The 22,680-nt window shown below is 51.1% G+C and carries 18 protein-coding genes, 1 tRNA gene and 3 pseudogenes; 9 read left to right on the forward strand and 13 right to left on the reverse strand.

Going from position 1 to position 22,680, the window contains the following annotated elements; translation table 11 throughout:
• Positions 1–57: 57 nt before the first annotated feature.
• The 4 genes and pseudogenes from LU633_RS22045 to dicD form a co-directional block, all read left to right on the forward strand.
• A pseudogene (locus tag LU633_RS22045) lies at positions 58–320 on the forward strand (lyase family protein); the annotation flags it as partial.
• A 241-nt stretch (positions 321–561) separates the two neighbouring features.
• Complete coding sequence (locus LU633_RS22050; protein ID WP_016190748.1) at positions 562–1,863, forward strand: anaerobic C4-dicarboxylate transporter; 1,302 nt, start codon at positions 562–564, stop codon at positions 1,861–1,863.
• A 158-nt stretch (positions 1,864–2,021) separates the two neighbouring features.
• Positions 2,022–3,746 (forward strand): protein-disulfide reductase DsbD, encoded by a 1,725-nt coding sequence (locus tag LU633_RS22055; protein WP_016190747.1) that lies wholly within the window; start codon positions 2,022–2,024, stop codon positions 3,744–3,746.
• 51 nt (positions 3,747–3,797) lie between these two features.
• A pseudogene (gene dicD / locus LU633_RS22060) lies at positions 3,798–4,353 on the forward strand (division control transcriptional repressor DicD); the annotation flags it as partial.
• Between the two features lie 697 nt (positions 4,354–5,050).
• On the opposite strand, the gene LU633_RS22070 reads toward dicD, so the two are convergent.
• Positions 5,051–6,225, reverse strand: a protein-coding gene (locus LU633_RS22070) for an IS3 family transposase (RefSeq protein WP_407646971.1) whose coding sequence is annotated in 2 segments (ribosomal slippage) — positions 5,051–5,973 and positions 5,973–6,225 — 1,176 coding nt in all. Because the reading frame shifts where the segments join, the coding sequence is not laid out codon by codon here.
• A 171-nt stretch (positions 6,226–6,396) separates the two neighbouring features.
• Between LU633_RS22070 and LU633_RS22075 the strand changes: the two genes are divergently transcribed.
• Positions 6,397–7,094, forward strand: a protein-coding gene (locus LU633_RS22075; RefSeq protein ID WP_233481952.1) for an IS1 family transposase whose coding sequence is annotated in 2 segments (ribosomal slippage) — positions 6,397–6,646 and positions 6,646–7,094 — 699 coding nt in all. Because the reading frame shifts where the segments join, the coding sequence is not laid out codon by codon here.
• Here LU633_RS22075 and LU633_RS22080 read toward each other — a convergent pair.
• A pseudogene (locus LU633_RS22080) lies at positions 7,088–7,881 on the reverse strand (IS5 family transposase). The gene LU633_RS22075 and the pseudogene LU633_RS22080 sit on opposite strands and share 7 nt — an antisense overlap.
• 837 nt (positions 7,882–8,718) lie before the next feature.
• Positions 8,719–9,003 (reverse strand): PAAR domain-containing protein, encoded by a 285-nt coding sequence (locus tag LU633_RS22085; RefSeq protein WP_232426852.1) that lies wholly within the window; start codon positions 9,001–9,003, stop codon positions 8,719–8,721.
• A gap of 327 nt (positions 9,004–9,330) precedes the next feature.
• On the opposite strand from LU633_RS22085, the gene LU633_RS22090 reads away from it, so the two are divergent.
• Positions 9,331–9,406: transfer RNA gene (locus tag LU633_RS22090), tRNA-Phe, on the forward strand.
• A 197-nt stretch (positions 9,407–9,603) separates the two neighbouring features.
• On the opposite strand, the gene LU633_RS22095 is transcribed toward LU633_RS22090, so the two are convergent.
• The 3 genes from LU633_RS22095 to LU633_RS22105 are packed head-to-tail and all read right to left on the reverse strand — an operon-like array spanning position 9,604 to position 13,742.
• Positions 9,604–10,614 carry a tyrosine-type recombinase/integrase gene (locus LU633_RS22095; RefSeq protein ID WP_016190741.1) on the reverse strand — a complete coding sequence of 337 codons (1,011 nt, stop codon included), beginning with the start codon at positions 10,612–10,614 and terminating at the stop codon, positions 9,604–9,606.
• A gap of 60 nt (positions 10,615–10,674) precedes the next feature.
• Complete coding sequence (locus LU633_RS22100) at positions 10,675–12,264, reverse strand: conjugal transfer nickase/helicase domain-containing protein (protein ID WP_016190740.1); 1,590 nt, start codon at positions 12,262–12,264, stop codon at positions 10,675–10,677.
• Positions 12,258–13,742 carry a UvrD-helicase domain-containing protein gene (locus tag LU633_RS22105; protein WP_016190739.1) on the reverse strand — a complete coding sequence of 495 codons (1,485 nt, stop codon included), beginning with the start codon at positions 13,740–13,742 and terminating at the stop codon, positions 12,258–12,260. Before LU633_RS22105 ends, LU633_RS22100 begins: the two co-directional genes overlap by 7 nt.
• A gap of 182 nt (positions 13,743–13,924) precedes the next feature.
• On the opposite strand from LU633_RS22105, the gene LU633_RS22110 reads away from it, so the two are divergent.
• The 3 genes from LU633_RS22110 (at position 13,925) to LU633_RS22120 (ending at position 16,190) form a co-directional block, all read left to right on the forward strand.
• Complete coding sequence (locus LU633_RS22110; protein WP_016190738.1) at positions 13,925–14,224, forward strand: type IV pilus biogenesis protein PilI; 300 nt, start codon at positions 13,925–13,927, stop codon at positions 14,222–14,224.
• 143 nt (positions 14,225–14,367) lie between these two features.
• On the forward strand, positions 14,368–14,772 hold the full coding sequence (locus LU633_RS22115; RefSeq protein WP_071598904.1) for a hypothetical protein: 405 nt from the start codon (positions 14,368–14,370) through the stop codon (positions 14,770–14,772).
• Positions 14,773–14,981: 209 nt separating this feature from the next.
• Complete coding sequence (locus LU633_RS22120) at positions 14,982–16,190, forward strand: IS256 family transposase (protein WP_046371917.1); 1,209 nt, start codon at positions 14,982–14,984, stop codon at positions 16,188–16,190.
• Positions 16,191–16,294: 104 nt separating this feature from the next.
• Here LU633_RS22120 and LU633_RS22125 read toward each other — a convergent pair whose 3' ends face one another.
• From LU633_RS22125 to LU633_RS22155, 7 genes are all read right to left on the reverse strand, one after another.
• Positions 16,295–16,990: a hypothetical protein gene (locus tag LU633_RS22125; RefSeq protein WP_016190736.1), complete on the reverse strand. Its 696-nt coding sequence runs from the start codon at positions 16,988–16,990 to the stop codon at positions 16,295–16,297.
• A gap of 173 nt (positions 16,991–17,163) precedes the next feature.
• On the reverse strand, positions 17,164–17,847 hold the full coding sequence (locus LU633_RS22130) for an N-6 DNA methylase (protein ID WP_040465530.1): 684 nt from the start codon (positions 17,845–17,847) through the stop codon (positions 17,164–17,166).
• 116 nt (positions 17,848–17,963) lie between these two features.
• Entirely contained in the window at positions 17,964–18,899 is a 936-nt protein-coding gene (locus LU633_RS22135) for a DUF1281 domain-containing protein (RefSeq protein ID WP_016190734.1), read from the reverse strand.
• 107 nt (positions 18,900–19,006) lie between these two features.
• Positions 19,007–20,065: an ArdC family protein gene (locus tag LU633_RS22140; protein ID WP_016190733.1), complete on the reverse strand. Its 1,059-nt coding sequence runs from the start codon at positions 20,063–20,065 to the stop codon at positions 19,007–19,009.
• A gap of 72 nt (positions 20,066–20,137) precedes the next feature.
• The gene (locus LU633_RS22145; RefSeq protein WP_040465529.1) at positions 20,138–20,752 is read right to left on the reverse strand and encodes a hypothetical protein; all 615 of its coding nucleotides are present in this window, start codon (positions 20,750–20,752) and stop codon (positions 20,138–20,140) included.
• A 107-nt stretch (positions 20,753–20,859) separates the two neighbouring features.
• On the reverse strand, positions 20,860–21,858 hold the full coding sequence (locus tag LU633_RS22150) for a hypothetical protein (protein ID WP_016190732.1): 999 nt from the start codon (positions 21,856–21,858) through the stop codon (positions 20,860–20,862).
• A gap of 137 nt (positions 21,859–21,995) precedes the next feature.
• Entirely contained in the window at positions 21,996–22,334 is a 339-nt protein-coding gene (locus LU633_RS22155) for a hypothetical protein (protein WP_016190731.1), read from the reverse strand.
• Positions 22,335–22,680 lie beyond the last annotated feature (346 nt).

Consider the following 22,680-nt stretch of genomic DNA (forward strand, 5'->3'; position numbering starts at 1 on the left):
TCGCCCTCCCACCCACAAACGCTGCAAATGATAAAGGGCATTAATAAGAAGGTTCCCATGGCTAATGACATTCGTATCGAAGAAGATCTGTTAGGCACTGTGAAGTCCCCGCGGATGCCTACTACGGTGTTCATACTCTGCGTGCGATTGGAAATTTCTCGATCAGTAACAGTAAAATCAGTGATATTCCTGAATTTGTCTGCGGTATGGTCATGGTTAAGCAGGCAACCGCAATGGCTAATAAAGAGTTAAAAACGCTGCCGTGTAACATCGCTAACACTATTATTCAGGCATATGATGAAGTGCTGAATAAAGGCAAAAACCTGTGCGAAGTGGTGCTGGGACGAGGGCTGATCACGGAAGCCGAACTGGATGATATATTCTCCCCCCATAATCTGATGTTCCCAGCTTATAAAGCCAGGGGCTACACAGATGAAGATGAATAATTTAACAGATTAAGCCACTGAGGCACGGATGTTCTCTGAACAACGTGCCTTTTTTATTGATCATAAACACATATTTTTAACGGTTAATTAGCAAATAAAATCAGGGAGAAGCACTATGGTTGTACTGCAATTACTTGTGGTGCTGGCAGCGATCTATCTGGGTGCCAGACTGGGTGGCATTGGTATTGGGTTCGCCGGTGGGCTCGGCACGCTGGTGCTCACGCTGGGCTTCCAGATAAAACCCGGAAGCATTCCTTTTGATGTCATTGAAATTATCATGGCCGTCATCGCTGCGATTGCGGCGATGCAGGTCGCAGGCGGCATGAATTATCTGGTCAGCATGGCGGAACGGCTGCTGCGCCGACATCCCCGCCACATCACTTTTCTTGCACCCCTGGTTACTTATATGATGACCCTGTTCGCCGGAACCGGTCATACCGCGTTCTCCACGCTACCTGTGATTGCCGAGGTTGCTAAAGAACAGGGTGTGCGCCCTTCCCGCCCTCTTTCCATTGCGGTTGTCGCTTCACAGATTGCCATCACGGCATCCCCCATTTCTGCTGCGGTGGTCTTTCTTTCAGGGATACTGGAGCCAAAGGGCATCGGCTATCTGGTCCTGCTGGCAGTCGCTATCTCCTCAACGATGGTGGCGATTTTCCTGGCGGCGCTGGTGACCAACTTTCTGGGTTGTGAGCTGAAAGACGATACGGTTTATCAGCAACGGCTGGCGGAAGGGAGAACCGTCCTGCGCGGTCCACAGGATGCGCAAATTGCTCCCGGAGCAAAACAGGCGGTGTTGCTTTTTCTGTCAGGAATTGCCGCAGTGGTGCTCTATGCCACCGCGATCAGTAAAAATGTTGGACTGATTGCTAACCCGGTCTTACCACGCAATGAAGCCATTGTAATCTTTATGCTGACCACCGCCGCGCTTATTTGCCTGACCTGCAAAGTCGACACGGCAAAAATTCTCTCTGCCAGCACCTTTAAATCCGGCATGAGCGCCTGTATCTGCGTCATGGGTGTGGCCTGGCTTGGAGACACCTTTGTTAAGGCTCACATCAACGATATACAGCAGGTTGCCGGTGAGCTGCTGCAAAGCTTTCCTTGGATGCTGGCGGTCATTCTGTTTTTTGCCTCCACGCTGCTCTATTCTCAGGCGGCGACCACGCAGGCACTGATGCCAGCTGCGCTGATGCTGGGCGTCTCCCCCGTAACGGTGCTGGCGTCTTTTGCGGCGGTTTCCGCCCTGTTTGTGCTGCCAACTTATCCCACTCTGCTTGCGGCGGTGGAAATGGACGACACCGGCTCCACCCGAATTGGTAAATTTGTCTTCAATCACTCATTTATCGTACCAGGCATACTGGCAATTGCCCTGTCGGTCGCCTTTGGGTTTCTGTTTGGTAATCTGTTTCTGTAGCAGCAGGGACGGAGAACTTCCGCCACTGCTGCTACATCCTGAAACGCACCAGCCGTCGCACCGTGGTATATTGCGCAACCGGAAGACAGCCTGCCGGGCAGGCCGTCAGCACTTACCCCGATTCAAGCAGTTTAATATGGAGAATGCGGTTACCCGCTATGGCCAGATACCTGACATTATCCCTTTTTTTATTGATGTCCAGCCTGTTAAGCCCTTGCGCAGGTGCCTCAATTTTTGGGCAACCCGGCGGCAATCAGTTTGTTACCGCCAGCCAGGCTTTCGCTTTCGATTTCAACCAGCAAAACAGTAAGCTTACACTCACCTGGCACGTTAAGCCGGGATATTATCTCTATCGTCAGCAGTTCAGGATTGTTGCAAAAGAGGCACTGCTTGCGCCCTGGACGCTGCCGACAGGTAAAACGCACGAAGATGAATTTTATGGCAAAACGGAAATCTATTCCGAAAACCTTACGCTGCCTTTCACACTGCTTCAGGCGGCGAAAGGCTCAAGCGTAACGGTCACCTGGCAGGGATGCGCCGCCAGCGGTTTTTGTTATCCACCTGAAACCCGTACATTGCCGCTCAATGAAGTAGTCGGCAACAGTGCCGCAGCCATTGTCACGCCGCAGACGGACTCAATGGCAGAAACCGTTATCCCTGAGGTATCAAACAGGCTACCGTTCTCCCCCCTGTGGGCATTGCTCATCGGCATCGGCGTGGCCTTTACCCCCTGTGTTTTACCAATGTACCCTCTGATTTCCGGTATTATTCTTGGTCATCAACGCCGTTACTCTCCGGGCCGTCTGCTTGCGCTGTCAATGAGCTATGTGCAGGGCATGGCTCTGACTTATACGTCCATGGGGGTGCTGATTGCCGCCGCCGGATTGCGATTTCAGGCAGCCCTGCAGTCCCCCGGCGTTCTGATCGTTCTGTCACTCCTTTTTATCCTGCTTGCTCTGTCGATGTTTGGCCTGTTCTCTCTGCAACTGCCCTCTTCGCTGCAAACCAGATTGACGCTATGGAGTAACCGCCAGCAGGGCGGCTCGCTCACGGGCGTGATGATGATGGGTGCGCTGGCTGGTCTGATTTGCTCGCCCTGCACGACGGCACCGCTCAGTGCTATCCTGTTGTATATCGCTCAAAGTGGCAATCTGCTGGCCGGAGCCGGCACCCTGTACTTGTATGCGCTTGGGATGGGCCTGCCACTAATTGCCGTGACGCTATTCGGCCATCGCCTGCTCCCGAAAAGCGGCGCCTGGATGCATACCGTCAAAGAAGGTTTCGGCTTTGTTATCCTTGCCCTGCCCGTTTTCCTGATAGCGCGAATCGTTGGCGATCTGTGGGGATTGCGCCTGTGGAGCCTGCTGGGTGTGGTTTTTTTTATCTGGGCTTTTATCAGTCTGAGATCGACCAATGGCTGGCTGCGGCTTGCACAAATTGTGATGCTGACCGCGGCAGTGGTTGCCGTGCGTCCTTTACAGGACTGGGCTTTCGCCGTAACCACGTCTACAGAGAAGGTTGCTCACCTCAACTTTCAGCCAGTCAGCGACATTGCTGCACTTAACGAGATTCGGCAAAACAGCCATGGCCGCATTACCCTGCTCGATCTTTATGCCAACTGGTGTGTTGCCTGCAAAGAGTTTGAAAAGTATACGTTTAGCCAGCCTGGCGTGCAGGCCGCGCTGCAAGATACCCAGCGGCTCCAGGCAGACGTCAGTAAAAATACAGTGCAGGACCGCGCATTACTCGACCAGCTCAATGTACTGGGCCTACCCACGCTGATCTTCTTTGATGCCAATGGGAAAGAGATTCCACACTCTCGTGTTAGCGGTTTCATGGATGGCGATGCTTTTGAGCAACATTTGCAGAAACTGGCACGTTAAACGACACCGGGAAAGAATTGCCGACAGAAATCCATTCAGGAGGAGAGTGACTTGCAACGTGAAAAGGTACTTAAGCAAGTACTCAACGTACCCGAACAAAATGGCCTGGCCAGCTCGTTTACCATGATGGCCGATGCACTTGCCTGCCAGAAAGCAGATTTGCAGCGCCACTGACCCGACCGTGAAGCGTTACTGTATGACGCGCTGCACTATCACAGTGAGCAGATTGATCGCTGGCGGAACACGCTGCTGCTCAACGAAACGTTAAGCATTGGAGAGAAACTGCTGGTCCGCTATCAGGTGCTAGAAAAGGCCGTACGCAATCATCGCTATCCGGGCTGTTTGTTTATTGCCACCTGTAACTTTTTCTCGCAGTCGGAGCACCCTGTCCACCAGCTGGCAGAACGTCAAAAAGCGCACTTCGTGGCAATACATCTACGACTTAATCACGCGGCTTGAAACGGATAGCCCCACGCTGATTACTCATCAGATGGAATTGATTCTGGAAGGGTGCCTGAGCCGTCTTCTGGTAAAGTGAAACGTACAGGAAGAGGAAACCGCTCGAGCAGTGGCAGCAGATGTACTGAGCATCACACTGAGCCGTAAAACGGCACCCTGGCCTGAACAGAATTTATCCTCTGCGCATAAAAAGCAGCCAGTCAGAGAATATCTGGATAATTTTTATGACAAAGGCGTTGACGGCCAGACCACCTTTGCGGTTTAACGCGCCCCGTTGCCCGGATAGTTCAGCCGGTAGTGTAGGGGATTGAACATCCTTGTGTTCTTTAAAGAAAGACAAGGTTGCAACCAGTATTCATTATTCATAAGACCTCGCTGCAAAGCGGGGCTTTTTCCTTTTCTGGCTACGGTAGATTTCTGGTCGTTGCAACATGTTATTTTTTTGCTGGATTTTTCGTCATTTTCGACGATGTTTGTTGCTTTTAAACACATCAATACCTTCCGGAGTGCCTGTATCTTCTCTCCAGTTACGGTTTCTCTCTTTTCTGGTTATTCATAATCATGCAAAAGTGTGGGGAAGCGGGGAATTGTAATTTTCCCTTATTATACAGTATATTAATTTGGTTTCGATACGGGAAATAGAGTGGATAAATCCACTTCTCTTGATGGGAAAAACTTACAGCATACGCTTTCCCCCCTTTATACGGGGGCCTTCACTATCCGTACCACCTGAAACACTCACATTTTTCGCTTTTATTTCTTCGCATTACCAGAATCCCCTGTCTTCCACGCCATTATAGAAATGATTTACGCTTACGATTAGTGCCTCAGCAGCACTGTAGTCGTCAAACAAAACTGTCCACGGCTTCAGAGTTTTCCCAGAACAGTCGCTCTGATTCATTCGGCGTCAAGCCACCATTGTATTGATGAGGTCTGAACTGGCTGTAATATCCTGTTATGTAATTCGTTATCGCTGTGCTGGCTTCGCTAAAATTAGCGTATCCATTATTCGGTATCCACTCCGTTTTCAGGCTCCTGAAGAATCGCTCCACTGGACTGTTATCCCAACAATTCCCCCGGCGAATCAGGTTTTGTTTTATTGGATATCGCCACAGTAACGGACTGAATTTCCTGCTGGTATAGTGGCTACCCTGATCTGAGTGATACAGCAAATTAGTGGGGGTTCCTCGCGCTTCCCGGGCCATGGACAGCGCTTTTGCTGCCAGCGCAGAGTCCGGGAAAAATGACATCGCCCAGCCAACCGGTTTACGGGAAAACAAATCAGGCACAACGGCTAAATAAGCCCGGCGTTTCCCTGCCCGGATAAACGTTACGTCGCCCCACCACACCTGATTAGGCTCTGTTACAGCAAACTGCCGCTCCAGATAATTGGGGAGCTCAACGTGTTCCCTGGATGCCTTCTTATATTGGTGACCTGGTTGCTGGCAACTGATGAGATGGCGTTCTTTCATCAGTGTTGTTGCCCGCCAGCGGCTCAGTTTTACGCCTTTGGTGGTAACCATCGCAGCAATATTTCGTGCGCCTGCGAAACCATTACTCCCGCGACAGCTTTCACGTATAAGGCTGAGTCGCGTCACCCGTGCAGAGTCAGGTTTCTCTGGCTGCCGCCAGTATTTATAACTGCTGCGATGAACCCCAAACACATTGCACACAACGGCAACAGGAAACCGCACTCTGAGTTTCTCAATTAATGAGAACTGTTCAGGGAGTCTGACATCAGGAGCGCGGTAGCCTTTTTTAATATATCTCTTTCCATTTCAATGCGTTGAAGTCTTTTCTTAAGTTCGCGTATTTCAATTTTCTCAGGTGTCATGGGTGAAGCTGTAGGGGATTTTCCCGCTCGTTCTTCTTTCAACTGCCGAACCCACTTATCCATCGTGGATTTACCGACATTCATTGCCGTGGCAACAGCAGCGGCGGTGTCGTTCTGATCAAGAACAAGCCGGGCAGCTTCGCGGCGAAATCCGGGGCTAAAATTGCGTCTGTTACGTCCGGTCATAATGTCACCTGTTTTTAACTATGAGGCGATGATATCACCCCTGTTCAGGTGGACAGGTTTAGTGTGCCACTATACACATTGTTCCGACTCAACTCGCATGTAGGTTAGTAAGATAAACGGTCGTGACGCAGACTTGCTGATAACGTATGCTTTGCGCTTTGGATGTAACATATGGCTAAAGTTGATGTCGTCTGCCCTCAGTGCAATGAAACTCATGCTGTACGATGTAACGGACATTCAGCATCCGGTGCCCAACGTTACATCTGCAAGCATTGTTCAAAGACCTTTCTGCTCAACTTTAGCTACTCCGGTGCCAAACCAGACACACACCAGACCATTGTTAATATGGCCATGAATGGTTACGGATGTCGCGATACCGCACGGGTTCTCGGTATCAGTCTCAATACGGTTCTGCGGCACGTAAAAAAATTTCCCCAAAGCAGGTAGCTGAGAATATCGACCCCGAAACGGAGGTTGTTATCTGCTGTGAAGCCGGCGAACAATGGTCTTACGTGCGGTGTAAAAGCAATCCCCGGTGGTTGTTCTATGCTTATGACCGTATCCGCAAACGTGCTCTGGCCCACGTCTTCGGCCCGAGAAATGCCCCGACCCTGCGACGATTGCTGGCCCTGTTAAGCAAATTTAACCTTGCCTTTTATATGACAGATGCCTGGCCGGTTTATAAAGTTCTGTTAAGTGCAACAGGCCACGTGGTGAGCAAGAAATATACCCAACGGACAGAACGACATAATCTTAATCTTCGCACACATATCAAACGACTGACCCGCAGAACAATTTGCTTTTCGAAGTCAGAGGAAATGCACGATAAGATCATCGGTTGGTATCTTACTCTTCATCATTATCAATAAATCTGCGTCAAGACCGAAAAATGCAACAGGGCTCCGTCATTCTCAGACGTCTTTTCCCGTCGGGTCAGGGGCCGGCGAAACCGGTTCATCCGGCTGTGCGTCCTCCCGACAGCCCGGCGACGGGTTCTGAAGCTCGTGGTTTTGCTGGCATCTCATTCCTCTTTACGGGGCGGGATATAAGGCTCGTCACGACGGCACAACCGGTCTGTTTTGCCCGGGCGCTCCGTCGCCTTTGTCCGGGCAGAGTCTGGGTTTTTGCCCCGGGCATCCCGTCTGAAGAGCACCGGGTGTGTCCGCCACCAGTTTGATGTCATGCCTGTCTGCTGCTGCGACGACCCGTGGCAGAGGAAGCCCTCCGGTATCTGTCATCAGACTGGGCTTTACGCCCTGTGTCCCTGTGTCCCTGTGTCCGTGGTGTTGCGTCCTGTTTTTTTGTCCTGGGCAGCGGTGATGTTGTCATACCGCCATCCACCGACAACCATGAGCAGTCCGTGCCGTCCGGGTGTTCACAGGCCAGTAATCCGTTCTGCCAGAAACGCCCGAAGACACCTGCGTCTCTCCGTTCCCGGAAGCGCCGGTGCGCAGAGCCTGATGAACCTATCCCTGTGGTATTGAGTGCATTCCACTGACAGGCTGTTCTGGGGACGAAGAAAATGGCGTTCATTGCGGCCCGATTATCAACACGTTTTCGGCGCGTACCCGGAGGGTGGCGGGTTTTGTGTTCCGGGATAAGCGGAGCGATTTTGTCCCGGAGTTCATCGCTAATCTGCCCTTTACCGCCTGCCATACTTTGCCCTCAGATATGACCGGGATGCATTATACGATGACGCCTTTTGGGACAGAGTCTTAATCCATTAATATATGCAGGTTAATATTTTCAGCGGATTCAGCAGAATGCCATTCTGTCATCCCCTCGTTATCCGTGCTCCCCGTTTCTGTGTGACCATCTGGGAACATCAGAACATACCGACAATCGATCATCAGCCTGCCATTATCATCAGCACACTGAAAGCGAAGTGTGTTACGAGAAGAAAGTTGCTGTACAGATTGGCTCTGCGCACTGACAATTTTTGCTGTTAACGGATTTCCTGCCGCAATGACATAGTTCGTTCCTTCTGCATATCAGCACCGTACTGGTGAACCACAGACAACCACCGATCTCCCCTGTGGGTTGGTCTGCCGGGGATCACCTGAAACAATGACACCGGGCTTACCACATCTCAGGCAGGGTGAAGTTTTATCTCCCGCATAGAGCTTTCGCCTTCCGTTCACTGACCAGCCCTGGCTCCCGGCCTGGCAGACTGCACCAGTAGATGTTTTATCAACATCAGTCCGGAGTTTTTGCCATGTACACCGCTCCATCGGTTGTCTGACATACGTTTTCCTCAGTCCATAAGAATATGCAGACTGATATCGTCTGCCGATTCGGCATAATGCTATCCGGTAATCCCGTTCTCATCGGTAACGCCAGTTTCAGAACGTCCGTCCGGGAACATTAGGGTGTAGCGACAGCCAGCCATTAGCTGGTCATCATCACCGGCACACTGAAAGCTAATACAGCTCCGGGCGCTGGAATCCTGTGCCTGCTGCGTCGGTACAGACGATTGACTGGTATTACGAGAGGTCAGAGAACAGTACCTGTACTGGTCGATTGAGTCGCTGAACCATAAACATAGTGATCGGGGCAACGGCACCGCACTCTGTCACCTGTAGCAGCACAGGCTTTTCCCTCTTCTGCCCAGTCCTGTGCGGAGGCAAGGATTTCAAAATATCCATTACATTTGCTGCATGATGCCTTGTCACCCGTACGGGCTATTGCTTTACTTCCTTCAAGCCAGGTTGCTGTGGCGGAAATGATTTCCCCATAACTCGTTTTGTCGCCAAGGCAGGCCAGTGCTCTTGCCATCATTAACCCCTCAATAAAAAGTAAAGTTTGACTATACCCATCCATTTAACACGGTAATTGTCTTTTAGTTAACCAGCAAAAACAAGCCATCGGTTATCAACACTTCATTGATAAACCCTAAGGCTCCCAGTTATCAAACCAAACACCAGAAATAATATGAAAGTCTTTCAACAGAACTCAATTCTTCACTGTGGCAGGGTTCTGGTAGAGGTAAAAAGACTATTCTTTGAGCAAAACCTCCACTTTTTGCTGAAAAAACACGCTTATGAACAATCCTCTGAAGATTTTCCATTGACGAAATCAAGGTAATCCAGTTTAATACGCCACGTTGCCCGGATAGCTCAGTCGGTAGAGCAGGGGATTGAAAATCCCCGTGTCCTTGGTTCGATTCCGAGTCCGGGCACCACTTATTTGCATCAAAGCACGCTGGTTAAGAGATGAGATCCTTAACGGGCGGAAAATGCAGGGTCCGGTCATGCGGAATGTCCTCCGGTGTTTTTAAGAGCGTTTGCACTGGTTGATATATCCAGAACTTGTCCCTCAAGATGGGGAACCTGTGGCGCAGGTTCCCCTTTCTCGATCACCGTTAATCATCCCGGACAACTACGCTTGTGTCAACAGGTGTAAATTTATTTCGCCTGTAACATCTGTGTGAAGTGACAGCTCAGCCTCGAGTGTTTTTCCAACGATATCCATCTTCAGCTCCACATACTCCATAGTTGTACTGACGCTCCGGTGCCCCAAAAGGTCCTTCACCAGCTGAAGATTTCGTTCCGGCGACTTCATCAGTTCCGTCGCCAGCGTATGGCGAAAACGGTGTGGCGACACGGTAAAACCACACTCTTTCGACAGACGCCGGAAAAATGATCGGATCTTCTGATGAACCTTAGCTGCATCCCATTCCACATGACGGTTAAGGTAAATTCTGTTCACATCAAACAGATAATCTTCACTCCCCGCACCCAGCGCTGTTGATTTTTCCATCAGGTGATGCAGCCCGGGCTTCAACGCACTGACAATCGGAACCCGCCATTCACGGTGTGTCTTACTGCCCTCCAGGCAGAGATCCAGATATCCCTCGCTGAGATTGATGTCACCCAGCCGGATATGCAGCAGTTGATTTAGCCGCATTCCCGTATATCTGAATGCATCCAGAACTGTCAGCCAGTACCACGCCGGCCAGAGCGCATTACGCCCGCCTCTGATACCGCGCCCTGCCCGTTCAGCCTCTTCAAATTGCTGCATGACCAGATAAACACGAATCAGCTGCGATCGCGTAAGTGTTTTTTTCTTCCTGGTATCCCGCTGGACATTGCTTTTATTGAAGGGATTTTTCCCCGGGGGAAGGATTTCATGCTCCATCCCGTAATTATAGAGCGCCCGCAGATGTGCAATTTTGTTGTTCCACGTCTGCGCCGACTGCTGCTTCTCCTGAAGCAGATAACGCCGCCACTCCAGCACCTGACGGTGCGTAATTTGCGCTGGCAGGGTATCGCCAGAATAACGCCTGAACCCTCTGACAACCTTGCTGTAGCTCCATTCAGTCGCGGGTCTCAGCCGGTGAGCAAAAAAATATTCTTCAAGCAGTTCATCCCAGGTTATTTCATTACGCATCTTATTCTTCTCCCAAAAAACCAGAACAGATCCCTGTAGAGATCCCTGTGTGTATATTCCCTATGGAAAGAAAAGGAGTTTGCTGTCCTCCTGAGGTCTCACGCCTTTCAGGCGGGCAGCTTTGATAAGATAACCATTAACCCTGCTGAACCGCCCCTGTTTATCTTCTGAGCAGTACAGTTTTGCCCGGGTAAAACGCTCCCCTTTGCGAACGCGATGTAACTGGAGTTTTTCAAACGACGTCTGAACCTGCTCCCTGTGACTGTCACTTCCGGTATCTTTCAGAAAAAGAAAGAAAATATCCGGCACCAGAAGGTAAATAAAGCCGGCAACGGAATGTACCCGTGAGTCATGCTGATTGACGGTGATCCTGCCGGACACTATGCCGTCAGACAACCAGGCGAGAAAATCCTCGCCCGATCGTCGGGCATCGGCACCGACATTAACCGGGTAGCCCTGCACTCCCTTTGTGCCATGCAACAGACAGCCAGCACCGGTATCGTTATGCCGGGGGGCATCTTCCCTCTCAGCAGGCTCATCAGGAACGTCTTTCCCGACGGGCACCATTTCATCCGGCGCTACCGTGGCAGGCGTATTCACATCAACGTCATCTGCAACCTCCGTGACTTCTGCACCCGCCACTGCGGAAAAAAGGCTGAGCAGCATATCGGCATCCTCCTGGCCCGGGCTGCCGTTATCCTGCTCTTCCGGCAGTTCCATGGCACTTACCCCGTCCAGTGGTGGCTGACTGTCCCCGCCATCGGTATCGTTGAGAGACGTCATCAGCTCCGAAGCGACCAGTTCCACCGGAGAAGAGGATAAATTATCGTCCGTCTGAACAGACAATACGCCCTCCTGCGGCGTCACCGACTCTGGCGGTGCAATGGCCACAGACGATTCACCTGTCACCTTACAGAGTACCGGCGAGTCAACCTTCTCTGCCGCCTGGTCGAGCAACGTCCTGATAAGGGGCATATCTGGAGAACCATTGCGGAATGCACCGGCAAGACTGAACAACGCTGCGGAGGTACCTGAAAGCCAGTTTATCGCTTCGGCGGGCATCAGTTGACCGGCGGCCAGCGCCGCCAGAGCAGAAGCATCATGTGCGTTCGGGAGAGAAGGACGAAACCGGAAGCGATAAGGCACATCCGGCACAGATATGCCCGGTTGCCAGTTGGCGCCACTGGTGGTTTCGCCTTCAATACTGGCCAGTAATGGCAGGTGATAACATAACGCAGCCCAGAAAATAACGGCCTGCCAGATAACACCCTGCGCAGCCTGTTCTTCCGGTGCCGCACCTGGTGGAAACATATACCCTCGGGCAAGCCTGACGGCATAAGCAGTAAAACGCAGGCTTAAATCACCAAATCCCCCTGCGTACGCCCACCGGCCATCAGGTGCCGCTGGTACATTCTGGGTTCGTTCAAGCAGGTGGTGCGCAGGAGCCAGATAAAGTCGCTGGTATACTTCGCCCGACAGAGCGTTATTTTCCCTGATTTTCTGCAGGGCATCCTTGCGTAATACGCTGATGGTCAGTTCTTCAGCCATAAGCGGAGAGAAATAACCTGTCGGCACCGAAACAGGGAGTTTGCCGGATGGCTCTGTGACAGCCGGCGTACGGGATAATAACGTTTTGATTTTATTTAGCATGGGAAAACCGCTTCTCCCTCATCGTTCTCCATATCATCCGTTGCAGGTTGTCCGCCATCTTTCTGCTCTTCACCTGCCTTCAGGCACAGCATCAGCTCATTCAGCACCAGGGTCTTACGGGCGCGTGTCACGGCCACATACAGCAGATTGGTTTCGTCCTGTCGCTCCTCTGCAGAGAGCAGCGGGTCGGTGATATCACAAAAATCCTCATTCAGTACGACGACATCCCATTCCAGCCCCTTACTGCGGTGCGCGGTGGAAACCGTGACCTGCGCGTCATTTTCATGCGTCACAACCTGACGGCGCATGATGGCCAGCTTTTGCGGCAGCGGGAAATACTCATCAAGCAACCGGATGGCCTGATTCATCTCCACATCCTGTGTCGCCTTCGCAATGGAGCAATACTCCTCAAAGTCCTGGTAATCCTGACGGAGACGGGGAGACTGCATCCGTTCAGGCATATCCGCAGAGAACCAGTAAAGATCCTCCAGCTCTTCCGTCTTGTACCCTTCAATACCGCCCACCCAGAAGACTTTTCTCTCCTGCAGGCTGGCGGAGAGCGCGGCACCAATCACACCGGAGACCGTCCGGCTTAGAACGGCGAAATGGGGTACGTCAGCAGGCAGATGCATAATTACTTCATCATCCTCACCACTGCCGGTGACTTTCATCTCCTCCCCGGACATGGCCAGCAGCACGTTCGCCATTTGTGCGACCGCGGGGCCAAACCGGAAGCTTGTTGTCAGCCACAGTCGATCAGCCTGTTCCAGCAGGGGGGAACTGAGCGCATTATCCGCGCCACGAAAGCGATAAATCTGCTGGTAGCGATCGCCAACCAGCACAACCCGACAGGGCTGACTGAGGACAAAGGCACTGGTGACCGGATTGGCGTCCTGGGCCTCATCAAAAAGAATGGTGTCCCATTGACTGGCAAGATTCGGCCCTGAAAGCTGAAAAAGCTTCAGGTAGACATCATGCGTGATCGGGAAATCAGATTCGGTACGACTCACCTCATACCAGAGAACCTGTACGGCCCCCAGAATTTTATCTGCAGAGAGGCCATGACGCTCATCTTCAGCCGGCAGATGGATAATGCCGGGTTCCGGCTCTGCACTACAGAGAAACGCATTCAGCCCCGTCAGCGCCAGACGCGCCAGCGGCCAGTGACGGGTATTCAGTTTCCGGGCCACATCGGTAATACGCAGATTTGCCGTCAGCCGGTGCCTGAAATGTCGGCCGAAATGCGACCAGGCCAGTTGATGGGAGGTTTTGCACTCAACATTAAAGGGAAACTTTTGTTCGGCTTCGTCGCGGATGGCTCTGTTGTAGGCAAGGTACAACATTTTGCTGTCCGGGTTCGCCTGAGCGAATTGCACCAGTGTGGTGGTTTTACCGGTACCTGCAAACGCATTGACCACAAGCTGATTGCCCAGCCATTCGATGATGGCGTTTTGTTCTGGTGTGGTTTTCCAGCTCATTGGGTTCTCCGGGAATGACAGTTGAACACTCACACTGTCACCCGGGGGAGCCTGCGGCGAGAAAAAACCAGATATTCCTCTCCCGAAATAAATTTCCGGCATCCTCCTGACAGTTAAACCTTTTCCATGGTATTCGGAAGCCGCAGACTGGCGGTGTCTTTAGCACAGAGGGGAAAACTGATATGACGGCCAAACGAAAAAAATCTTTGTGGCGCATCTTTTATCGCAAAAATACAGGTGAGGACATCACCACAGAGTTGAAGTCACTCGAAGAGTGTCTTCTGGAAACTAAAAAATTAATGACGCCACAGAATTATATTATTTGCATTGAGAATAACGGTGAAAGAATTAAACGCTGGGATAGAGAAATAATATCAGGCTCAAACAGATGGTATTCCTGTGCTGTTGATGAGATTGAAATCCTTGGGAGGTTAATTGAAATAAATAAAATAACTACCCCACAGACTTCCCGGAAGCATTAGTTACCCTCCGTTAGTCAGAGTGATGTTTTTTCACTGGTGGGGTTTCCTGTATCTCAATACATCATCCAGGCATCCGCTCACCTCTTTGAGTCAGGCATGAATTAACCTGCCTGACTTGCAAAGTCCAGTCAGCAGAGATATGTATGAATAAAACATATATCATTGACCCTAAAATTCGTGCTCTTGTTATCAGTATGAACATTTATGGTTTTGAAACCTATGCCTCATGCCAGGGACATGGATTTCCTGTCAGACAACAATATCCTTACATAGCATTCAGATCTTCGTTATCGCATGCAATAAATCTGGCACGATTGCTCAGAAATGATGCAGAATCTGACACGCCTGAACTAATGTGGGGCTGGGAAGTGACGCCTTTGTTCAATGAAGTATTCAGCCTTTGTTTCCGACTCTCACCAACAGCTCCCCGTCGTTATCTCTACAGATACTGGCGGGGAACCCTTGATCATGATTTCAGTAAGATCATATTAATGCTGGAAAATACTTTTCAGAAATTCCAGCGGATTAAAAATATCAAAGTGCCATAATCCTCCGACAATAAGAAGAATCAGAGCGATAAAGACCATAAAAATCAGATGAATCTTGTCATTAAGTCGTTTAGATCCAAAGGGATCAACTGAACCACATTGAGAACAGTTTTTTGCTGTCACACTGAGCATTTTTTCAGAGCCTGTAATTTAAATTGTGTATCTGCCTGTTTTTGATATCTTCATTTCGATAACGGAGACAGGTAATTATGGACGAAAAAAGACTCAAAGCCCTTGCGGCTGAACTGGCTAAGGGGCTGAAAACCGAAGCCGATCTCAACCAGTTTTCCCGCATGCTGACGAAGCTTACAGTTGAAACTGCGCTCAATGCTGAGCTGACTGACCACATCGGACACGAAAAGAACGCACCCAAAACAGGCTCAAATACCCGCAATGGTTATTCGTCAAAAACGTTGTTGTGCGACGATGGTGAGATTGAAATCAGTACACCACGTGATCGTGAAAGCACCTTCGAACCTCAGCTTATTAAGAAAAATCAGACACGTATTACGCAGATGGACAGTCAGATCCTGTCGTTGTATGCAAAAGGCATGACCACCCGGGAGATTGTCGCCACCTTCAAAGAAATGTACGATGCGGACGTCTCACCCACGCTGATATCGAAAGTCACTGATGCGGTGAAAGAGCAGGTATCTGAGTGGCAAAACCGTCCGCTGGATGCTCTGTATCCCATTGTTTATCTTGACTGTATTGTCGTAAAAGTTCGCCACAGTGGCACTGTAATTAACAAAGCCGTATTCCTTGCTCTGGGTATTAACACCGAAGGCCAGAAAGAATTACTGGGCATGTGGCTCGCAGAAAATGAAGGTGCGAAGTTCTGGCTCAGCGTGCTGACTGAGCTGAAGAATCGAGGTCTCCAGGATATCCTGATTGCCTGCGTGGATGGCCTTAAGGGCTTTCCGGATGCGATAAACAGCGTGTACCCGCAGACGCATATCCAGTTGTGCATTATTCACATGGTACGCAACAGCCTGAAATACGTGTCATGGAAGGACTATAAAGCCGTTACTGGCGGTCTGAAAGCGGTTTATCAGGCTCCGACAGAAGCAGCAGCGCTGATGGCCCTGGATAAGTTCGCTGATGTCTGGGACGACAAATATCCGCAAATCAGCAAAAGCTGGCGTGCACACTGGGAAAATCTCAATACGTTCTTTGGTTATCCACCAGATATACGTAAGGCTATCTACACCACGAATGCCATCGAGTCGCTGAACAGCGTTATCCGGGCAGCGATAAAGAAACGCAAAGTGTTCCCGACAGATGACTCAGTGCGCAAGGTGATATATCTGGCAATCCAGTCGGCCTCGAAAAAATGGAGTATGCCGATCCAGAACTGGCGGCTGGCAATGAGTCGCTTTATTATCGAGTTTGGTGACCGCCTGAGCGATCACCTTTAATACGGTGGCAGATACACAGAATTATTTACAGGGTCTTTTTTCACAATCAACGCAAGGTCTCAAATTTTTACCCATACAATCTCCGTTTGTCTGTCATTTATCAATTACTTTCTGCTTTCAAAGGGAGGTAATCCACGAAACGCATCCTCCCACTGAATATCCCGATTTGGATTATTTATTATCCGACTAATCCAGACCTCTGAGCACCCCCATCTTTCAGCCAGTGCTCTGTTAGTCCATTTTTTATCTTTCATTATTTTCTTTATATCATCTGTGGATATTCTCGTCTGACTCCATTGTTTCAGATCGTCATTTGGTACAATAAAATCGTAACCCGGATAACTGGATTCCAGAGACTCAAGCGATGTTCTTATCCATGAAGGGGACCGATTCCCTTCAAACGTAACTAAATCATAATGATTGTCGAAGTAGATAGATTTTTCCATATCATAATATTCGACCCACACCGAATGACTATTTATAAAATCCCATATTTGACTGTTGAATTCTGAACTGATACGTTGTGGACTCTTCAAAGCATCGAAAAATCCATTTTGTTTCTTAAAAGAAATAACACCATCATTAATTAACATATTAATAATGGATTCTCTTACTGCCTCAACTGCATTTGTTACCGACGTATTGTAATAGTTCAAAAGTTGTGCGCACGTGAAGATTATCAATCCATTGTAAATCTGAACTCTCATATAACAATAGCCATAATTATTATGAAAAGCTCTGAACTGCAGAGGCAAATAAATTTTATCAAAATCATCAGTGATGCAGAATTCTACTTTCAAGCGGCACCTCTAAAACAGAAATGTATAAACTATACTTTATACTTATAATCAAAAACATTAACTATGATAACTCAGAAATCCGATGCACATCACATTTTTTGGCTGTTGCAGAGCCGGTTCAATCAAATCAGCCAGGTAAAAAAGCGCCCCCGGGCGGGAGCGCGATGGTGTAATTATGCGACCTTATTTCGCTGCGAATGCAGACGAAGCGACCAGTTACCGAGATAATGGCCCGGCGTCAGCAGTACCCGCCGCCGTTCGTCACACAATGCGTTGCCAATGACGACCTCACCGGCCACGCCGCAGAGCGATAACTGGATGTAGGCCATCCCGGCAGCGAGCGGATCGATATCCGTTGCGGAAACCCACAGATAGCGGTGTGACGCATAGCCTGCCTGGTTGAGAGCATCGGCAAAAGCCAGTACCATGCAACCCGCACCGCAGGCGGGTTCGCTGAGGGTGATGAAAGGCTTTTCATCAAACATTGCCTTCACATCCCCCAGTTGCAGCTGAGCCATCATTCTGGCCACATCCCATGGGGTGAAGAACTGGCCGCGATACTTATCGCCCAGTTCCAGCTGCATAAACACGTTACCCAGAAAATCACAAAACCCATTCTGTAGCCCGTTAACCACATGGGCCAGCAGTTGCGCCATACGGACAATATCCGGCTTTTCATAACCACCGATTATTCGCAGATATTTACCTTCCCGCTTTTCGCTGAAACAGAGACGGTTCTCCAGCGCAATAACGCTGCAGCTGACAAAATCTTCAAATACCTTATGGCGGTGATGATATCGTGCGGTCTGATTAAAAAGTGAGATAAACGCCTTCTCATGGTCAATAAAAACAGCCATACGCATTCTCCATAAAAAAGGGAACACGTACCCCGGGCAGGAGAACAGTGTTCCCCTGAGGGTAAAAAAGCTGCAGCCGGTGAAGGCTGCAGCGCGGTTAATTGGTCAGAAACCGGTTATCCACGAACTTCGCTGTAACCAGCCGTCTCTGGTCCAGGATGCGGTTGTTCACTACTGACCAGATAAAGTGCCGGTGCGGACTGTAGAGTGTCCACCGGCAACCCCGGGTGACCATCCACATGCGCCCCGAGGTCATAGCAGTCATAGCCACTGAGGCCGCTGGCCGGTTCGCTGTACGTATGCCGCACTTCACACTCAAAGAGAGCGGAAATACCGGCCACCACCTCACCTGACGGTGGATACCATGGAGAATCCAGCCGCAGCGTTAACCCGTTAGTGGCATGACGGTGGAGGTTTACATTATGCCCGGCCGGCCACTCCATACCGTAAATACGGCTGTAGAAGCTTACCGTTGTGGATATTCCCGCCAGCAGCCCACCGGAGCCGTTAAGCTCCGTGGCCAGCCGCGTCGGAATAACCATCAGCATATCGCATGGCTGCGACCGTTCCGGGTATTCCCGCAGACGCTCCCAGCAAGCTGCTGCATCAGGCTCGTCATTCATCCCGGCCAGACCAAACCAGTCCGCATACTGCCTTTTCATCAGCATAGCCATGATGTCCCGCGACACCTGGGGGATATTTTCCCACTTCAGCGCTCCCAGGCCGGACTGGTGATACAGCCGGTCAATCCGGCGTATGGTCTCCGTATCCAGCGCCACGTCTTTCTGCAACAGCTCCAGCCACTGCTCAAACGCAAGGTTAGCGGCCGTTGACTGCCCGACACCGTGACGAACCAGCCCCTGAAAGGGCATATACGAGACGGTTCGCACCGGTTTCAGTATCCCCGCGCACCCTGTCAGGAACAGCTGTATGCTCTGCAGTATTGCGTGGCGGTAACGCGGCGTGTCTGCGCCATTTATCCACTGCAACAGCACATCGATACAGACAGATTTACCGGTAATTTCAAAACGGTTCTGGCACCATTCAGACATAAGTTGATACTCCTCTTTTCAGTAAAAAAAGAGGGCATCATCCCGTGAGGAACAATGCCCTCACGGGAGGGTGACAATTGTATTACTGTCGTCACCCGATAGATTAATTACGCGTCTTCAGCCTGACGGCCGAGTGGGGCGAGCAAATATTCCGACGCCTCCCGGGCCTGCCGGCAGGCGCTGAACAGCGCCTTTTTGTCGGATTTCAGTTTTGACAACCAGCCGTCAACATAACTTTCATGCTGCAAATCACCGGTTATCCCGAGATGTGCGCACAGAAAGGCACTGCCGATTTCAGCTATCAGTTCCTCGAAGGCATACACCGGGTCGCCAAATTTCTTTAACGCCCGCGTTATCCCTTCACGGTTCAGTCGCTTCACATGGCCACTGGCATGTACCAGCTCGTGAAGGACCGTGGACCAGTAGTCGCCTTCAGCGTCAAACTGCGACGTCAGGGGCAGCACTATCTGGTCGGTGGCGGCGCGATAATATGCCCGGTTCTGCGGCCTGGGTGAAAACTGCACGCCGGTGGCGTTCACCACCGACAGGACCTGCTGCAGCTGTGCCGGACTGACGCCAGCGAAATCCTCCTGTGGCCGGGTGACGGTGGCAGTGCCACGCACCTGGTCGGGAAGATCAGCACACTGTTCAGTATTGAACAGCGGAAACTGGCGCAACATCGGCACCGTTTCCATCTGCGGCTTACCGTCAGCATCAAACAGCTTATTGCCGTTGCTGTCTTCAGCCTGCTTTGTCCAGTCACGATATATCACTGCAAGCGTGGCGGTTTCGCCCTTGCGAACCTGACCTCCGGCCTCCTGTGCCTGGTTGTATGTCAGCCAGCGGTCGCTGGTAAAACCGCGCTCTTCAGCCGCCAGCCACAGCAGCAGAACATTCACGCCGCTGTAGTCCCGGCCGGTAAGCGCGTTGACCGGCATCAGGGTGTTTATCCCCTGCTGCGCATTTCGCCACGGCCGTCGCCAGGGGGGTATACCGTTTTCCAGCGCGACAATGATCCGGTCAGTGACCAGACGGTAAATATCGCCGCAGCCGGTGAGCGTCGCGACCGTTCCTGCTGCCTGGCAACGTTTGCCGGAGGAGGAGGTTTTGCGTACCGCCGGCTTTTTACAGACCGTGGCGGTGGTTTTACGGTTATTCGTTTTCATGGAGCACTCCTTAAAACCGGCATGCCCCTCCCCTGCGGGCGTGAGGCACGCCGCAGGCGGGTGGAATTTAAATCAGGCGCTCAGCAGCAGCGCCCCGTCAGGTGAAACACATTCTGTCCGGCGTTGCAGATGATGAGCAGCCACCAAAAACCGGTGATGATCCGCAAACCTGGCATGACGGCACGCAACGGAATGAACATCCTGAAGCAGCCGTAGTGCAGTCATACGCCAGCACTTCAGCTCGCTGCGGCTACTGCAGGCACCTAAATGCCCGGTGGCCGTTACATGCAGCCTGTCTGTCAGATCCCGGTAACCGGCCACCGGCACATAGCGCCGCTCTCCGCTGTATACCGCGATATCGTTATCTAAAAGCATCAGTGTCAGCTGATGATTATTCGTCAGCATGTCCCATATATGCCCTTCCGTCAGGACGAGAGGTTTAGTGAAAACAGCATTGTCGACCAGCACAGGGGCCAGCGTAGCCCATCCCTGCTCCCTGTCAGGATGACAGCCATCGGCAAACGCCTGGTGCCGTAACTGCTCTTCACGTCCGGGGGCTGAACGGAAACGTTCGCCATCCTGAACGGACAAAGAAACCGTTACGTCACAGGTGAGTACCACTGGCCTGTCGTTACTTAAGGACTCGGTCAAAACAGCTTTCAGGTCTTTTCCGTGAAAACGCAACATATTCGCACTCCTGAAAGACAGGGACCTCCGGCAGGAGGTCTCCCTGCCGGGTTGGTGTTATTCAGACGGTGTTACAGCACCACTGAAGGGTTAAGACGAATCAGCACTTACCAGATCGCAAACAGAAAAACACTTTCCCGCTCCATATCCAGCGTACGGATGCAGTATTCCGCCCACACGGCGATCAGTTGCAGCTCTGTGCAGAACGTATCCCCGTGGGTTGGGTCGTCGTTGTACGACGAGAACCAGCCGTTGCGGATGTCATCGCGTAGTAATGCGAGATGATTGCGGGACAGAAATATCGGCTCCTGATCCGGAACGCCTTCCGCATAGTCCGGCATATTGACGCTGACCCAGTAAAGCAGAGCGTCTAAACCACTCAACGTCACCAGATCACCGGTACTGGAACCTAAAACGAGTTCCAGCGAAGGGGCTTCCGGAGCGGCTGAAAGACACGCCCGGGGTTCATACAATCTGAACTCCAGAGCGGCAATATCCTCCCACTGCTCACGGGACAGATTTATTCCCGGGCTCAGGGTAAGACTGCCGGCAATAGCTTGTTCAGTCAGCCGGGCATTTTCCTGTGAAAACGATGTGGCATACTGCGCCGCATCAGGAAGTTCCCAGGCTGAGAACTGGCCGTCACGGGCCCGGTTCAGGATGGCCAGCGGCAGCGCCCATGAACAGGCTCCTGCCGTGGAATGAACAATAAAATGCGCTGCACAGATATTATGGAGCGCCAGCATCACCATGCGGGTAAACAAATCTGCCGACATCTGATGCTCAGTTTCAATCTCATCCACGCTCAGCACGTCCCGGGTACGCTCACGCGAAACGGTAATGATGCGATGCCTGTAGCCTTCACCCGTTTTACCGCTGAAGACCAGCTCGTCAGCGTTCGGACTACTGTCGGAATGAAAAAGAGAGAAAGCCCCGGTTTGCTCATTGTTCCGGCGCGGATTTACCGGCCGCATGCAACATGGCAGGCAGTGGTACATATCGATAATCGCCGAGGTAAATTTGTTCCAGGTGTCGACCGGAACGGTACTCCGCTGCTCGATAGTGTAAACAACAGGGTGACCTGCTGGTAAGAAACGTTCAGTCATGGATAAATCCTCTTTAATAGTTAACAAAAAGGGGATTTATCCCCCGGACGGGAAATAAATCCCCGTCAGGGTGGGTCACAGACTACAACTGTTAAGCTGACATCAACTGCTCAGATATATGAGGTAATAAATGGCTGTTATGGCTGGAAGCGATAACGAAAGTGAGCAAGATGCCCGGCCTGCCGGCACGCAAGCCGGTAAGCTTTGCGGCGTCCGGCATTTTCAGGAACCGGTACAGCTAAACGAGAATAAACATATTCACCGCTGTGCCAGCCTCTGCGTAGCGTGAGCCATACCCGCAGCCCCTTCTCTGTCGACGCGACATGAGCGCGAACGGCAAAATTACCAGGCACGTTGGTAAACCACTTGCTGTCATGGGGTAACCGTCTGCCCCGGGTTATTCGCTGAATGACCGTTTTTAAGCGATAAGGCCAGTGAACAATGAGGGGAAGTGCTAAACCGGATGATTCGGACATCGTGTTTCTCCTGTAAAAAAAACGGGAAACACCTGCCCGATCGGGAAGATATTTCCCGTCGGGGAGTCAGAAACGGCATTATTCTGACTGTCTGGTAGGTTTAAGAAACCTTCATCGTCGCGTCATAGTGCGCTTGTATTGACGATATCTGCTTCCAAAGGTGTGCAGATGTACCACATTCGATATGCTCTCCCTTTCAGGCTGAGGGAGATTTCTTTGCAGTCACCCGAAGGCGTTTCTCACAGACTGCTGAAACATTGGTGGTCACCCGAAGGTAACAGATTAGCCTGTACATTTTCAGACCACTAAAGTTGGGTGTCAAGACGATTTATCAACTATTTAAACA

Origin of the sequence: Erwinia tracheiphila, assembly GCF_021365465.1 — a bacterium.
Lineage (GTDB): Bacteria > Pseudomonadota > Gammaproteobacteria > Enterobacterales > Enterobacteriaceae > Erwinia > Erwinia tracheiphila.